This is a genomic window from Reyranella sp., from assembly GCF_044224635.1.
Lineage (GTDB): Bacteria > Pseudomonadota > Alphaproteobacteria > Reyranellales > Reyranellaceae > Reyranella.
Map to the genome: position 1 here is coordinate 1 of NZ_JBGAKA010000016.1, position 13,670 is coordinate 13,670.

Genomic DNA, 13,670 nt, shown 5'->3' on the forward strand with positions numbered 1-13,670 from the left:
CGCGAACTACGAGCTCATCAACGACAATCTCCTCGATCTCACCCATCTCAGCTACGTGCATGCCAAGACGCTGGGCCGCGGCAGCATGTCGTGGGGCAACAGCCGGCCGAGCGCGACGCGTCTCGAGCGCGGCCTCAGGATCGCACGCTGGGTCGTCGACAATCCGGTGGCGCCCTATATCGGCGAGCCGCCCGGCACGCGCACCGACAGCTGGCAGTCCTACGACTACATGGTGCCCGGGGTTTTCCTGCTCACCAGCAAGTTCTATCGGCCGGGCACGGCGGCTGCCTGCAACAACAAGGCGCCGGACCCGTCGCACACGCCGTTCTGGACCTCGTTGACCAGCCAGGCGATCACGCCCGTCGCGGAAAAGCAGTCGATCTACTACTTCTCGAGCTGCCTCGAGCGGGCGCGCGCCAACGATCAGCAGGCCGATGCCCAGATCGACCTGTTCCGTCGCGCCTTCGACGAGGACAATGCCATGATCGAGGCGCAGCAGCGCGTCATCGATCTCACGCCGCAACCGCGCATGCTGGCGACGTCGGCCGACGGCCCGCTGACCCAGTTCAGGCAATTGATGGCCGACCTGATCGACAAGGAGCGAAGCCCCGCGGCCGACGCGCTGCGCCAGTCGGCGTGATTGATCTCATGTTCTTCTCCAGATTCGCTGGGGAGACCCCCAGCACGCCGGCGCGCACCACGATGCTGAGAAAATCGGGGCGGTGCCCGCCCCGATTTTCATAGGAGGTGTCGCCGTCTAAGGGCTTTTGGCCGCTCTGCGGCCAAAATGCCTAGGCGACGGAGGGGTCATGAGCAGCGGGACTGAGGCTCATGACCCCTCCGTCCGCGAAGACGCGGACACCTCCCCAAGCTACGCTTAGGGAGGAGAATGAGATGAGCGCCATAGTCATTCTCCTCCCCAGCGAAGCTGGGGAGGAGAAGCTTCTACAGCCGCAGGCGGAGGCTGCCGATCACCAGGGCGGTGCCCGCGAAGCCGGCACCCAGCCAGATGGCGGCACGGGAGGCGTCGGCGGCGGCGCCGCCGCCATTCGAAAAGTCGAACAGGCCGAACATCACGGCGACCAGGGCAGCGCCCATGGTCTGTCCGAGCGTGCGCGCGGTGGCGATGATGCCGCCGGCGCTGCCGCTTCTCTCGCGCGGCACGGCGCTCATCATCAGGCGGTTGTTGGGGGCGGAGAACATGCCGAAGCCCGCGCCGCACAGCACAAGGCGCCACATGATGTCGATGCTCGACGGATCTGGCGGCAGCAGCGCCGTCAGCACCAGGCCGGTGGTCATGCTGGTGAGGCCGATGGCGCCCAGCAGGCCCGGGTGATGGCGATCGGCGAGGCGGCCGGCGAGCGGCGCGATACCGGCCAGCGCCAGCGGCCAGGCGGTGAGAAGGATGCCGGTGTCGGTGGCGCTTCTTCCCAGCACGGTATGGAAGAAGAAAGGCAGGCTGACGAAGGCCAGGCCCTGGGCGGTGAAGGTGCAGGTCGCGGCCGAGATCGACAGCGAGAAGATCGGCCGCTTGAATACGTCGACCGGCATCATCGGGTCGGCAAGTCTTTTCTGGCGCCACACGAACAAGGTGCCGAGCAGCGCAGCCAGCACCAGCTCCGTCACGATGACGATGCGGGCATGACCATGACCCATGCCGTCGATGCCGAAGATCAGCAACCCGAACGTGGCGCCCGACAGCACGGCCGAGAGGATGTCGAACGGTCGATGCGTATGCGTGGTACGCGGCAGGTAGCGCTCGGACAGCAGGAAGGAAACGATACCCAGCGGCACGTAGACGGCAAACAGGGCGGGCCAGCTGCTGATCGACAGCAGCGCCGCCCCGATCGACGGGCCGGCCGCCAGCGAGGTCGCAACCACGGTCGTGTTGAAGCCCAGGCCGCGGCCCAGCATGGCGCGCGGATAGATCGCCCGCACCAGCGCCGGCTGGACCGACATGATGGCGGCACCACCGAGGCCCTGGATCGTGCGCCCCAGCAGCAGCCATGACAGCGAGGGTGCCAGCGCGCAGCCGATCGACGCCAGCGAGAACAGCACCAGCCCGAAGCGATAGACGTGGCGATACCCTATGATGTCGGCCAGCGCCGCCACCGGCAGCAGCGAGATGATGAGCGCGATCTGGGTCGCGTTGACGATCCAGATCGAGCTTTCGGCGGAGATGTCGAGGTCGTGGGCGATGTAGGGCAGCGCCAGGTTGGTCATCGAGTTGCTGAGCACCGACATCATCAGCCCGATGGTGATGGTGGCCACCGCGAACCGGCGCGGCCAGCCCTCGGGCATTCCGTCGGGCGTCGAGGGTGCTGCCTGGGGAGCCTCGGCCATGCCTATTGCGGCACCGTCATCACGTCTCCGCCGATCGTGGTGCGCTGCATGAAGCGCTTGTACTTCACCGTGTCGTAGTAGGTGGCGCGGTGCAGGACGGCGCGATTGTCCCACACGATCACGTCACCCTCGCGCCAGGGATGCGACAGCCGGAACTCCGGCTGGTCGGCGCGCTGCGAGAGCTCGTAGAGCAGGGCCTCGCCGGTCGCCCTGGGCCAGCCGACGATGAAGCCGGCATGCGCGCCGATATAGAGGGCGCGGCGGCCGTTGACCGGGTTGTCCTGGAACAGCCGCTGCTTGACCGGCGGCAGCTCGGCGATCGCCTTGGCACTCAGGATGCCCTTCTGCACGCGATTGCGCGAGTATTCGAGCGAGTGCTCGGCGATCAGCGGGTGGATGGTCGCCTGCAGCGCCGGCGGCAGCGCATTCCACGCCGCGCGCATCGACAGGAATTCCGTGTTGCCGCCTTCGGGCGGGCAGAGGCGCGCCGTCAGGACCGAGCACAGCGAGGGGACGCGCTTGAACGAGGAGTCGGAGTGCCAGAAGTAGTTGGCCTTCTGGTAGATCATGCGCATGTCGTCGGGCGGGATGGGCTCGCCGGTCAGGATGTCGAGGTTGGACTGGCGCTGGAACTTGGTGCCGGCGGCGGGGTTGGAGCTGCCGGTCGTCTCCAGCGGTCCGAAATTCTCGCTGAAGGCGATCTGCTTCTCGTCGTCCATCGGCTGGTCGCGGAACAGCAGGACGGAATGCTCCTCGAACGCCGCGCGGATCGGCCCGAACTCGCGCGCCGAGAGCGGCCGCGTGATGTCGATGCCGGTGATCTCGGCCCCGAACAACGGGTGCAGTTTGGTAACCTTGATGGGGCCGGTGTTGCGCATGGCGGGCCTCAGTCGACGATCGCCTGGTAGCTGAGCACGCGCAGCTCGCGGCGGATCGGATAGGTCGAGGACGGCATGAGCTGGGTCAGCAGGACCACCGCCATGTCCTCCTTGGGATCGCACCAGAAGGCGGTCGAGGCGGCACCGCCCCAGGCGTACTCGCCGGGCGTTCCCAGGATATGCGCCTTGGCCGGATCGATCATGACCGAGAAGCCGAGGCCAAAACCGACGCCGTAATAGGTCGACTCGGAGAAGCGCGGCATGCCCATGTCGGCCATGTCGCCCTTGAGATGGTTCATGGTCATCAGCTCGACGGTCTTGCGGCCGAGCAGGCGCACGCCGTCGATCTCGCCCTTGTTCAGCATCATCTTGCAGAAGCGCAGGTAGTCGGACGCCGTCGACACCAGTCCGCCGCCGCCCGAGTTGACGCGGCGTGGCGCCAGGTACTTGCTCTTGCCCGGATCGTCGATCAGCTCGAGCTTGCCGCCCCCATTGGCGCTCGAGGCGCCGGCCTGGTAGTTGGCGGCGAAGCGCTCGTGCTTGTCGGCCGGCACGTGAAAGTCGGTGTCGACCATGCCGAGCGGCGCCAGCACCTTCTCCTTGAGGTAGGTCTGGAACGGCTGGCCGGAGATGACCTCGACGAGGTAGCCCAGCACGTCGGTGGCGACGCTGTAGTTCCACGCCTTGCCGGGCTGGGCAATCAGCGGGAAGGTCCCGAGCCGTTCGACAAGGTCCTTCAGGCTGGTGTCGGCGGTCTGGAAGTCGACGCCGTTGGTCTTGGAGCGGTAGAGCGCATCGACCGGGTTGCTCTCCATGAAGCCGTAGGTCAGGCCCGAGGTGTGGGTCAGCAGGTCGCGGAAGGTGATCTCACGCTCGGCCGGCACCGAATCGATCTTGCCGCGGCTGCCGCCGGCATAGACTCTCGGATTGGCGAAGGCCGGGATGAACCTGGAGATCGGATCGTCGAGCTGAAAGTGGCCTTCCTCGTAGAGCATCATGATCGCCGTCGAGGTGAGCGGCTTGGTCATCGAGTAGAAGCGGAAGATCGTGTCGGGCCGCATCGGCCGGTTGCGCTCGATATCGGCCTTGCCGACCGTCTCGGCGAAGGCGAGCTCGCCGCGGCGCATCACGACTGTCACCATGCCGGCGAGCCGGCCGGTGTCGACCCAGCGATGCATCCATTTGCGCACGCGATCGAGCCGCGTTGCGGAAAGGCCGACCTGTTCCGGGGCGACGAGCGGCAGAGTGTCCATGGCGATCCTCCTCGGTGTGCCGCTAGACTAGCCCAGACGACACGGCCAGACACACCAGAAACGGGAGGGAGCAATGGCAAGATTGTGCGAAGGCAGAGTGGCCATCGTGACGGGCGGCGCGCGCGGTGTCGGCCGCGAGCACTGCCTGATGCTGGCGGAGCACGGTGCCAAGGTCGTGGTGAACGATCTGGGCGGCGATCGCGCCGGCAAGGGCAATGACGTCGGCCCCGCCCAGCAGGTGGTCAACGAGATCAAGGCCAAGGGCGGCGACGCCGTCGCCAACGGCGACGACGTCTCCGATTGGAACGGTGCCAAGCGCATGATCGACCAGGCGGTCTCGGCCTTCGGCAAGCTCGATGCCGTGGTGCTGAACGCCGGCATCCTGCGCGACCGCATGCTGGTCAACATGACCGAGGACGAATGGGACGCCGTCATCAAGGTCCATCTCAAGGGCACCTTCGCGCCGGCGCGCCATGCCGCGGCCTATTGGCGCGACCAGGCCAAGCTGAAGGGCGGCCCGGTCGATGCGCGCATCATCACCACGACGTCGGTGTCGGGCATCTACGGCAATATCGGCCAGACCAACTACGGCGCGGCCAAGGCCGGCATCGCCTCGTTCACCGTGATTGCGGCGCGCGAGCTGGGCCGTTACGGCGTCACCGTGAACTCGATCTCGCCCTCCGCCTTCACGCGCATGACCGAGGACCTGCGCACCTACACGGAAGAGGACAAGGAGACGCGCAGCCCGAAATGGATTGCGCCTGTCGCCACCTGGCTGGTGAGCGAGGAGAGCCGCGAGATCACGGGCCGCGTCTTCCAGGCCGGCAACGGTCAGTTCGCGGTGGCCGAGGGCTGGCACAAGGGCCCGGAAGCCAAGCCGATCCTCGACCCGCGCGCGGCGGGCAAGATCCTCACCGAGCTTGCCAGCAAGGCGCGCAAGAACGCCGGCATGAACGGCCTGGATCTGGATTAGTCCTGTCCTCCCCAGCTTCGCTGGGGAGGTGCCCCGTCATACGGGGCGGAGGGGTCATGAGCAGCAGGACTGGGGCTCATGACCCCTCCGTCCGCGATTACGCGGACTCCTCCCCAGCGAAGCTGGGGAGGAACAAGGGTCGCGCTCCTCTCATCCTCCTCCCCAACTTCGTTGGGGAGGTGTCAGCGTCTCACGCTGACGGAGGGGTCATAGGCCCCAGTCCTGCTGCTCATGACCCCTCCGTCGCCGAAGACGGCGACATCTCCCCAAGCTACGCTTGGGGAGGTAAATGAGAGAGCGTCTCCATCACCTTGGCCTGCGGCCACGTCCAACCCGACGCGCTCTCGTAGGCGCGCATGGCGCGCAGCACGAGCGCGTCGGCGCGCGCCGGACCGATGATCTGCAGGCCGACCGGCAGGCCCGAGGCGGTGAGGCCGGCCGGCATCGACGCCGCGGGCTGGCCGGTCAGGTTGAACGGCAGCGTGTAGGGCGCGCCCTTGGTCCAGCGCGGGAACGCTTCCGAATTATACAGCGTCTCGACCGCCGGCGCGGCGGTCGGGGTCACCGGCGCCAGCAGCAGATCGTACTTCTGGTGCCACAGCGCCATGTCGCGGGTGAGCTTGCTCTTGGCTTCGTAGGCCCTGGCATAGTCGGCAAGCGTGATCGCCATGCCCTTCTCGGCGGCGGCACGGAAGCCGGGATCGAGCTTGGCCTGAAGCTGCGTCGGGATCTGGCGCAGCCGCGTGGCGAAGCTGCCGATCCACAGCGGCTCGAAGGAGTGACGAAGCGGCTCGATCAGCGGGCCAACCTCCTCGACCACGGCGCCCATGTCCTCGAACCGCCGGGCGGCGGCGGCGACCAGCGCGCGCACCTCGGGATCGGCCTCGACATGACCGAGGTCGAGGCTGAGGCCGAGCTTCAGCCCGCGCACGCCTTCCTCCAAGCCGACCGTATAGTCGCGCGGATCGGCCGGCAGCGAACGCCAGTCGCGCAGGTCGGGACCGGCCAGAACAGTAAGGGCGAGAGCGGTGTCGCGAACGGTGCGCGACAGCACGCCCTGGGAAATCACGTCGGCGAAGGGGCCGTCAGCCGGGTATTGCGGGATGCGGCCGAAGGACGGCTTCAAGCCCACCAGCCCGGTATGGGCGGCGGGAATGCGGATCGACCCGCCGCCATCGTTGCCGTGATTGAACGGGTTGACGCCTGCCGCCGTGAGCGCCGAGGCGCCGCCCGACGAGCCGCCGGGCGTGTGCCCAAGGTTCCACGGGCTGCGTGTCGTGCCCTGCAGGGGCGAATCGGTGAGCGCCTTCCAGCCGAATTCCGGCGTCGCCGACTTGCCGAACACGACCATGCCGGCCTTCTGCAATCGATCGACCACCGGGGCGCTTTCCACCGCCGGCGTCTCGTCGGTGGCGTGCGAGCCGTTGCGGGTCGGCCAACCTTCGACCGGCGTCGTGTCCTTGATGGTTGTCGGGATGCCATCGAGCAGCGACAGGGGCGTGCCGCTCCGCCAACGGACCTCAGACGCCCGGGCGGCGGTGCGTGCGACCGTCTCGTCGGTCAGGACAAGGGCATTGAGATGGGGCTGCAGGGCATGGGCCCGCCCCAGGAATATTTCGAGAACGTCGACGGGCGACGTTTCACCCCGTGCGTAAAGTATTTGGAGTTCGACTGCGGAAAGCCAGGCAATATCTTGGGGAGTCATGCGTTTTTGTTGATTTCGGGGCAATGTGATCTACGTCACACTGAACCAGTTTCATTTCACAATTCTTGCGAGTCGAGAGCATATTTGGAGGAGAGTTCGATGGAGAGCATTACGGCGTTGGTCGCTTGTGCCGCTGCCTTCGCTCTCAGCTATTACATCGGCTACTATGTCGCTACCAACACGACCGTCGCGGCAATGATGGGCGGTGTCAGCGGGCTGGTCTTCGCAGTCATGTTCTTCATCATGACGGTCGCCATCGGCATGCTGGTGCCGGACACGTTCGATCCGCGCCAGCTCGGCATCCATTTCATCATCCTGCTGCCGCTGACGCCGATCGGTTCGGCCATCGTCGCCGTGTCCGCGCATCGCCATCTCGAGCGTCTCGAGGCGCGCCGCCTCCCGTTTTAGAAACGCTTTCCGATTTGACGGAGCCGTTTGCGGTTCCATCGGATCGGAATTGCGCCTTGTCGAAACGGCAGACTTCCCGCCGACCGATGGCCAAGGCTAAGGTGCCGGCAATCGGGAGGACGGGATGGTCGAGGTAAAGGTCGGAGCCGCGACGGTGCGGCGTGTTGAAGAATCGTACGAGCCGAACTTCGACGCCAAGATGTTCTTTCCGGACTGGAGACCGGAGGTGGTGCAGCAGCACCGCGACTGGCTGATGCCGGCCCACTACGAGGAAGCCTCGAACTCCCTGAAGCTCAGCGTGCACAGCTGGCTGCTGACGATCGGCGGCAAGCGCATCCTGATCGACACCTGTGTCGGCAATCACAAGTCGCGCCCGCATCGGCCCAAGTGGCACCTCATGGAGAGCAAGTATCTCGAGCGGCTCAAGGAAGCCGGCGTCGAGCCCGACCAGGTCGACATGGTGATGTGCACGCACCTGCATGTCGATCATGTCGGTTGGAACACCAGGCTCGAGAACGGCAAATGGGTGCCGACCTTCAAGAACGCCAAGTACGTCTTCAGCCGGACCGACTACGATCACTATCTCAGGGTCGACAGCGATCCGAAGACCGGACCGGCCAACGCCGGCTCGTTCCGCGATTCGGTGCTGCCGGTCGTCGAGGCCGGGCTGACCCAGATGGTCGACGGTGCGGCACGGCTCGACGAGAACATGGAGATCACGCCGGCACCCGGCCATACGCCCGGGACCATCGCCATCAAGTTCGAATCGCGCGGCGAGAAGGCACTGTTCTGCGGCGACATCCTGCACCACGCGCTGCAGGTCTATCATCCGGAATGGAACAGCTTCGCCTGCGGCGAGGCTGCCGGCGCGCGCAAGAGCCGGCGCGAGGCCTTGGAACATTGCGCCGGATCGGGCGCCCGGCTGATGCCCTGCCATTTCGGCGCGCCGTTCACCTGCCACATCGATCACAAGGGCGCCGGCTTCGTGCCGCGCTTCGACGGCGGGTTCTAGGCAGGTGACACGCGCGACGTTTTCGGCTTTCAAAGGTCCCCCTGGGGCGCTCGGGATGACAGAATTGCTGTCATCCCGAGCGCAGCGTGGGGACCTTTCAGTGCCGCATTGTTCACGGACGGCTCATCAATTGGCTCGAGAATTGTCAGAACCGGAGGAAAAATGATCTACGAACTGCGTGTCTACAAATGCGTGCCTGGCCGCCTGCCGGCGCTGCTCAACCGCTTCAACACGATCACGCTCAAAATCTGGGAGCGCCATGGCATCAAGCAGGCCGGCTTCTGGACGACGCTGGTGGGCGAGTCCAACCAGGAACTCTACTACCTGCTGGCCTGGGAATCGCTCGCCGATCGCGAGAGGAAGTGGAACGCCTTCGCCGCCGATCCCGAATGGCTGGCCAAGCGTGCCGAGACCGAGAAGGACGGCGCCATCGTGGCCAACGTCGCCAACCAGTTCCTGGCGCCGACCGCCTTCTCGTCGGTGAAGTAGCCGTCGTTAAGGCTTTTCCGGACCGCGGGCGTCTCGCCCGCTCATGAACATGTGAGCCGCCCGCGGTCCAGAAGAGCATGGCGATCACTCGACCTTGAGCCCGGCCTGCCTGGCGAGCGCCGCCCACTTCTCAAGGTCGGCCGCAACGTAGGCGGCGAATTCGGTGGGCGTGCCGAACTGCGGGTCGGCGCCGAGCTCGGAGAATTTCCGCGCCACGTCGGGCGAGCGGATCGTGGCGTCGACTGCGGCATGCAGGCGGCGCACCAGGCTTGGCGCGGCGCCGGCGGGCAGGAAGATGCCGTAGGAGATCGCCGCCTCGTAGCCGGGCAGGCCGGCCTCGGCGATGGTCGGGATGTCCGGCGCCGCCGCCGACCGCGTTGTCGAGGTCTGGCCGAGCGCGCGCATCTTGCCGGCCTTGACGTGCGGCAGCGCCGTCGACAGGCCGCCGAAATAGACATCGACCAGGCCCGCCATCAGGTCGGCCATCGCCGGCCCGCCGCCCTTGTAGGGGACGTGCACGATGTCGACCTTGCCCAGCGCCTTGAACAGCTCGAGCGCGAGATGCGTGGCGCCGCCGGCGCCGGCCGACGCACCGTTGAGCTTGCCCGGCTGGGCGCGCGCCAGGGCGAGCAGCTCGGCGACGTCCCTGGCAGGCAGATCGTTGCGCACGACCAGCAGCATGGGATTGATTCCGACCGGCGCCACCGCGGCAAAGTCGGTGCGCGCGTCGTAGGGCAGGTTGCGGTTGAGCGCGGCCGCGACCGTCGTCGAGCCGTTCGAGGCCAGCATGAACACGCTGCCGTCAGCCGGCGCCTTGGCGACCGAGGCGGCGGCGATCTCCCCGTTCGCGCCCGCGCGGTTCTCGACCACCACGGAGCGTTTCAGCCGCTCGCCGATGCCGGGCGCCACGACCCGCGCCAGCAGGTCGTTGGGGCCACCCGGCGGAAAGCCGACGACGAAGCGCAGCGGGCGGTCGGGAAAATCCACCTCTTGCGCGTGAATATTCGCGAAGGGGAGGGCGGCGAGGCCGGCCGCCAGGGCACGACGGGTGAGCAGGGACATGGCGGAACATGCTAGGCTCCGCGCGCTCAGGGAGGCAATTGAATGCAACGTAGAAAGTTCATGAGCGGCAGTGTTGCCGCCGTCGGTCTGTTGTCGGCTCCGCAGGTCCTGGCGCAGAAGGTCAGCGGGGATGTCCGGTTCTTCTGCGGCTTTCCGCCGGGCGGCAACGCCGATCTGCTGTGCCGCCTTCTGGCCGAGGCCGTCAAATCGGAGGTCGGCCAGAACGTGATCGTCGAGAGCAAGTCCGGCGCGTCGGGCTTCATCGCCAACGAAACCGTCGCCAATGCGACACCGGATGGGCGCACGATCGGGCTGGCGGCAATGGCGGCGATGTGCGTGGCGCCGGTGATGCCGGGCCAGAAGCTGCCGATCAACGTCGACGCCGACCTGACGCCAATCGCCAGCGCCGCCAACGTTCCCAACATCCTGGTGTTCGGCAAGCACGTGCCGTTCCGGACCGTGCCCGAGCTGATCGAGCAGGCGAAGAAGAATCCCGGCAAGATCACCTATGCGTCGGCCGGCAACGGCACGTCGCAGCACCTCGCAGGCGAGTTGTTCAAGAAGCTGGCCGGCGTCAATCTGCTGCACGTGCCCTATCGCGGCGGCGCGCCGGCCATCCAGGACATGGTTGCCGGCAATTGCGACGTGATGTTCGGCAACATGCCCGAGTTCCTGGGTCAAATCAGCGGCGGCGGGCTGATCCCGATCGCGTTCGGCGGGAAAAAGGCGTCTCCGATGTTCCCCAACCTGCCGCTGATATCGCAGTGGCTGCCAGGCTACGAGGTGGTGAACTGGTTCGCCGTGTTTGGGCCGCGCGGCCTGCCGGCCGATCTCACCGAGCTCTGGAACAAGGCGCTGCGCGCAGCCAGCGCCAAGCCCGATCTGCAGAAGCGCTACACCGAGAACGGCATGGAGGTGCTGATCGGTTCGCCGGCCGACCTCAAGGCGATGATCGTCGCCGACCGCAAGAAGTGGGCCGACGTCATCCAGTCCGCCGGCATGCGGGCGGACTGAGGAGATCCGAGGCTCCCGGACCGCCAGCCCAAGAAGAAGGGTCTCTCGCTCACGGCACTTGCTTCGCAAGTCCCTTTCTCGGGATGACAATATCGGTGTCATCCCGAGCTTGGCGAGGGACCTTTGATTTTACGCTCGCCGTCCGGAAGAGAATGAAGGTCGAGAACATGTTTGCTGCAACCCTGCACGGCTCCCTTCATTACGACGTCGTCGACCAGGTCGCGCCGTGGCGCAGTCCACGCGCGGCAATCCTGTTCCATCACGGGATCGGCGCCAGCGCCGATCTGTGGGCGGGATGGCTGCCGGCGCTCAGCGACGCGCATCGCCTGGTCACCTTCGACATGCGCGGGAGCGGGCGATCGCATATCCCGCCCGCCGACTTCGACTGGTCGCTCGATCTCCTGGTCGACGATCTGTTTGCCGTGGCCGACGCGGCGGGGTTGCAACAGTTTCATCTCGTTGGAGAATCGATCGGCGGCACGATCGCGCTGGCCGCCGCGATCGCGCGGCCCGAGCGCCTCCTCACCCTCACCGTCAGCAATGGCGCCCATCTCGGGGCGTCGATCCGCAGTGTCGAGGAGTGGCAGAGCCAGCTCGACACAGGAGGCGTAAAGGCCTGGTCCGATGCCTTCCTGCCCGGCCGCTTCCATGACGGCGCGCTGTCGCCCGAGCGGCTGGCGTGGTTCGCTGCACAGCAGGAGAGGTGGCCGCGCGAGTCGATCCTCAATGCGCTCAAGGTGCTGGTCGGCACCGATCTTTCAGCACGACTCGAGCGCATAGGCTGCCCGACGCTGCTGCTGCATCCGGACGGCAGCCCCTTCATTCCCGTTCCGGTCATGGCAGAGTTGCACCAGTTGCTGCCCGGGTCCGAGCTCAATGTGATCGGGCATGCCCGCCATGGTCTGCCTTTTTCGCATGCGGCGCAGTGCGCGGATCTGCTGCGGACTTTCCTCGACTCCCGCGGGGTCGGCTGATATCCGTGCGCGCCGACGTCCCGGGGAGGACGGCTACCTATCCAAGAGGGAACGATGAGACGCCGCGTATTGGCCGCTGCTGCTGCTTTGGCGATTGCCCTGTCTGGCACGCCCGCTTTCGCCCAGGAGAAGCTCACGGTCTGGTGGGTGAAGGGCTTCTACAAATCCGAGGATGACGCGCTCTACGCCGCCATCAAGAAGTACGAAGCCAAGACCGGCGTGAAGGTCGAGCTGTCGCAGTACGCCGTCCAGGACATGAACGCCAAGTCGGTAGCCGCGCTCGACGCCGGCACGCCGCCGGACATCGCCTACTCGGACACCTACGACGTGCAGACTGCCGGCAAGTGGGCGTTCGACGGCAAGCTCGAGGACATCTCCGACGTCATCGGGCCGATGAAGGACCGCTTCGCGCCGGTCACCATCGAGACCGCCTACCTGTGGAACGACAAGGCCAAGAAGAAAGCATACTACGGCTTCGCGCTGAAGCAGCAGACCCTGCACATCCAATACTGGAAGGACATGCTGGGCCAGGCCGGCTTCAAGGAGAACGACGTTCCCGGTACCTGGAAGGAGTACTGGTCCTTCTGGTGCGACAAGGTGCAGCCGGCCATCCGCAAGGCGACCGGCCAGCGCGTTTACGGCATCGGCAGCCCGATGGGCGTCGAGTCGACCGACTCGTTCCAGTCGTTCCTGAGCTGGGTCGACGCCTACAACGTCAAGCTGGTCGACGATTCGGGCAAGCTGCTGGTCGACGATCCGAAGGTGCGCGAAGGGCTGATCGCCGCGCTCAAGGACTACACCGACGTGTATGTGAAGGGCTGCACGCCGCCATCGTCGACGACGTGGAAGGATCCCGACAACAACGTCGCCTTCCACAACCGCACGATCGTGATGACGCACAACTACACGATCTCGATCGCCGCCAAGTGGCTCGACGACGCCAACAACCCGGCGCTGACCGACGAGCAGCGCGCCGCCGGCCGCAAGGCCTACGACGAGCTGATCGCCACCGCCGGCTTTCCCAAGAAGCCCGACGGCTCGCCGATGGTCTATCGCACCGCGGTCAAGGTCGGAGTCATCTTCGAAGGCTCGAAGAACAAGGCGCGGGCGCGCGAATTCCTGAAGTTCATGCTCGAGGAGGAGAACCTCCGCCCCTACGTCGAGGGCGCGCTGGGCCGCTGGTTCCCGGTGACCAGGGCGAGCCAGGAGAGCCCGTTCTGGCAGGCCGACAAGCATCGCAAGGCGGTGTACGACCAGTTCAAGGCCGGCACGCTGCCCTTCGAGTTCACCAAGAACTACAAGTTCACGATTCTCAACAACGAGAACGTGTGGGCCAAGGCGATGAACCGCGTCGTCAACGAGAAGGTGCCGGTCGACAAGGCGGTCGACGAGATGATCGCCCGCATCAAGCAGGTCGCCGGCTAGGGTCATTTGCCTCCCCAGCGGAGCTGGGGAGGTGTCCGCGTAATCGCGGACGGAGGGGTCATAAGCGTCCGTGGTGGTGCTCATGACCCCCCCGTCGCCGTAAGACGGCGACACCTCCCCAGCGGAGCTGGGGA

Annotated in this window: 14 protein-coding genes; 9 read left to right on the plus strand and 5 right to left on the minus strand. The window is 66.1% G+C overall.

The features are described from left to right. On the plus strand, window positions 1-640 hold a 640-nt coding region (locus ACILR9_RS15850), incomplete at its 5' end, for a hypothetical protein (RefSeq protein ID WP_395710913.1). 305 nt (window positions 641-945) lie between these two features. Here the strand turns inward: ACILR9_RS15850 and ACILR9_RS15855 are convergent. Continuing rightward, entirely contained in the window at window positions 946-2,301 is a 1,356-nt protein-coding gene (locus tag ACILR9_RS15855) for an MFS transporter (protein ID WP_395710914.1), read from the minus strand. On the opposite strand from ACILR9_RS15855, the gene ACILR9_RS15860 reads away from it, so the two are divergent. Continuing rightward, window positions 2,191-2,421, plus strand: coding sequence for a TRASH domain-containing protein (locus ACILR9_RS15860; RefSeq protein ID WP_395710915.1), 231 nt, complete (start codon window positions 2,191-2,193; stop codon window positions 2,419-2,421). The genes ACILR9_RS15855 and ACILR9_RS15860 overlap by 111 nt on opposite strands. Here the strand turns inward: ACILR9_RS15860 and ACILR9_RS15865 are convergent. Beyond that, window positions 2,346-3,221 carry a TauD/TfdA dioxygenase family protein gene (locus ACILR9_RS15865; RefSeq protein ID WP_395710916.1) on the minus strand — a complete coding sequence of 292 codons (876 nt, stop codon included), beginning with the start codon at window positions 3,219-3,221 and terminating at the stop codon, window positions 2,346-2,348. The genes ACILR9_RS15860 and ACILR9_RS15865 overlap by 76 nt on opposite strands. An 8-nt stretch (window positions 3,222-3,229) precedes the next feature. Then, window positions 3,230-4,474: a serine hydrolase domain-containing protein gene (locus ACILR9_RS15870; RefSeq protein ID WP_395710917.1), complete on the minus strand. Its 1,245-nt coding sequence runs from the start codon at window positions 4,472-4,474 to the stop codon at window positions 3,230-3,232. A gap of 97 nt (window positions 4,475-4,571) precedes the next feature. Here ACILR9_RS15870 and ACILR9_RS15875 point away from each other — a divergent pair, with 97 nt between their 5' ends. Next, window positions 4,572-5,447 carry an SDR family NAD(P)-dependent oxidoreductase gene (locus ACILR9_RS15875; RefSeq protein WP_395710918.1) on the plus strand — a complete coding sequence of 292 codons (876 nt, stop codon included), beginning with the start codon at window positions 4,572-4,574 and terminating at the stop codon, window positions 5,445-5,447. Between the two features lie 271 nt (window positions 5,448-5,718). On the opposite strand, the gene ACILR9_RS15880 is transcribed toward ACILR9_RS15875, so the two are convergent. Next, on the minus strand, window positions 5,719-7,152 hold the full coding sequence (locus ACILR9_RS15880; protein WP_395710919.1) for an amidase: 1,434 nt from the start codon (window positions 7,150-7,152) through the stop codon (window positions 5,719-5,721). Window positions 7,153-7,251: 99 nt separating this feature from the next. On the opposite strand from ACILR9_RS15880, the gene ACILR9_RS15885 reads away from it, so the two are divergent. The 3 genes from ACILR9_RS15885 (at window position 7,252) to ACILR9_RS15895 (ending at window position 9,061) form a co-directional block, all read left to right on the plus strand. Then, a complete protein-coding gene (locus ACILR9_RS15885) occupies window positions 7,252-7,560 on the plus strand; it encodes a hypothetical protein (protein ID WP_395710920.1) in 309 nt (102 codons plus the stop codon). A 124-nt stretch (window positions 7,561-7,684) separates the two neighbouring features. Continuing rightward, the gene (locus tag ACILR9_RS15890; protein WP_395710921.1) at window positions 7,685-8,572 is read left to right on the plus strand and encodes an MBL fold metallo-hydrolase; all 888 of its coding nucleotides are present in this window, start codon (window positions 7,685-7,687) and stop codon (window positions 8,570-8,572) included. 162 nt (window positions 8,573-8,734) lie between these two features. Beyond that, window positions 8,735-9,061, plus strand: a complete 327-nt coding sequence (locus tag ACILR9_RS15895) for an NIPSNAP family protein (protein ID WP_395710922.1) — start codon at window positions 8,735-8,737, stop codon at window positions 9,059-9,061. Between the two features lie 84 nt (window positions 9,062-9,145). On the opposite strand, the gene ACILR9_RS15900 is transcribed toward ACILR9_RS15895, so the two are convergent. Continuing rightward, window positions 9,146-10,123, minus strand: a complete 978-nt coding sequence (locus tag ACILR9_RS15900) for a Bug family tripartite tricarboxylate transporter substrate binding protein (protein ID WP_395710923.1) — start codon at window positions 10,121-10,123, stop codon at window positions 9,146-9,148. Between the two features lie 42 nt (window positions 10,124-10,165). Here ACILR9_RS15900 and ACILR9_RS15905 point away from each other — a divergent pair, with 42 nt between their 5' ends. From ACILR9_RS15905 to ACILR9_RS15915, 3 genes are all read left to right on the plus strand, one after another. Further along, on the plus strand, window positions 10,166-11,137 hold the full coding sequence (locus ACILR9_RS15905; protein ID WP_395710924.1) for a Bug family tripartite tricarboxylate transporter substrate binding protein: 972 nt from the start codon (window positions 10,166-10,168) through the stop codon (window positions 11,135-11,137). Window positions 11,138-11,304: 167 nt separating this feature from the next. Further along, complete coding sequence (locus ACILR9_RS15910; protein WP_395710925.1) at window positions 11,305-12,111, plus strand: alpha/beta fold hydrolase; 807 nt, start codon at window positions 11,305-11,307, stop codon at window positions 12,109-12,111. Window positions 12,112-12,165: 54 nt separating this feature from the next. After that, on the plus strand, window positions 12,166-13,536 hold the full coding sequence (locus ACILR9_RS15915; protein ID WP_395710926.1) for an ABC transporter substrate-binding protein: 1,371 nt from the start codon (window positions 12,166-12,168) through the stop codon (window positions 13,534-13,536). The last annotated feature ends 134 nt before the right edge of the window (window positions 13,537-13,670 follow it).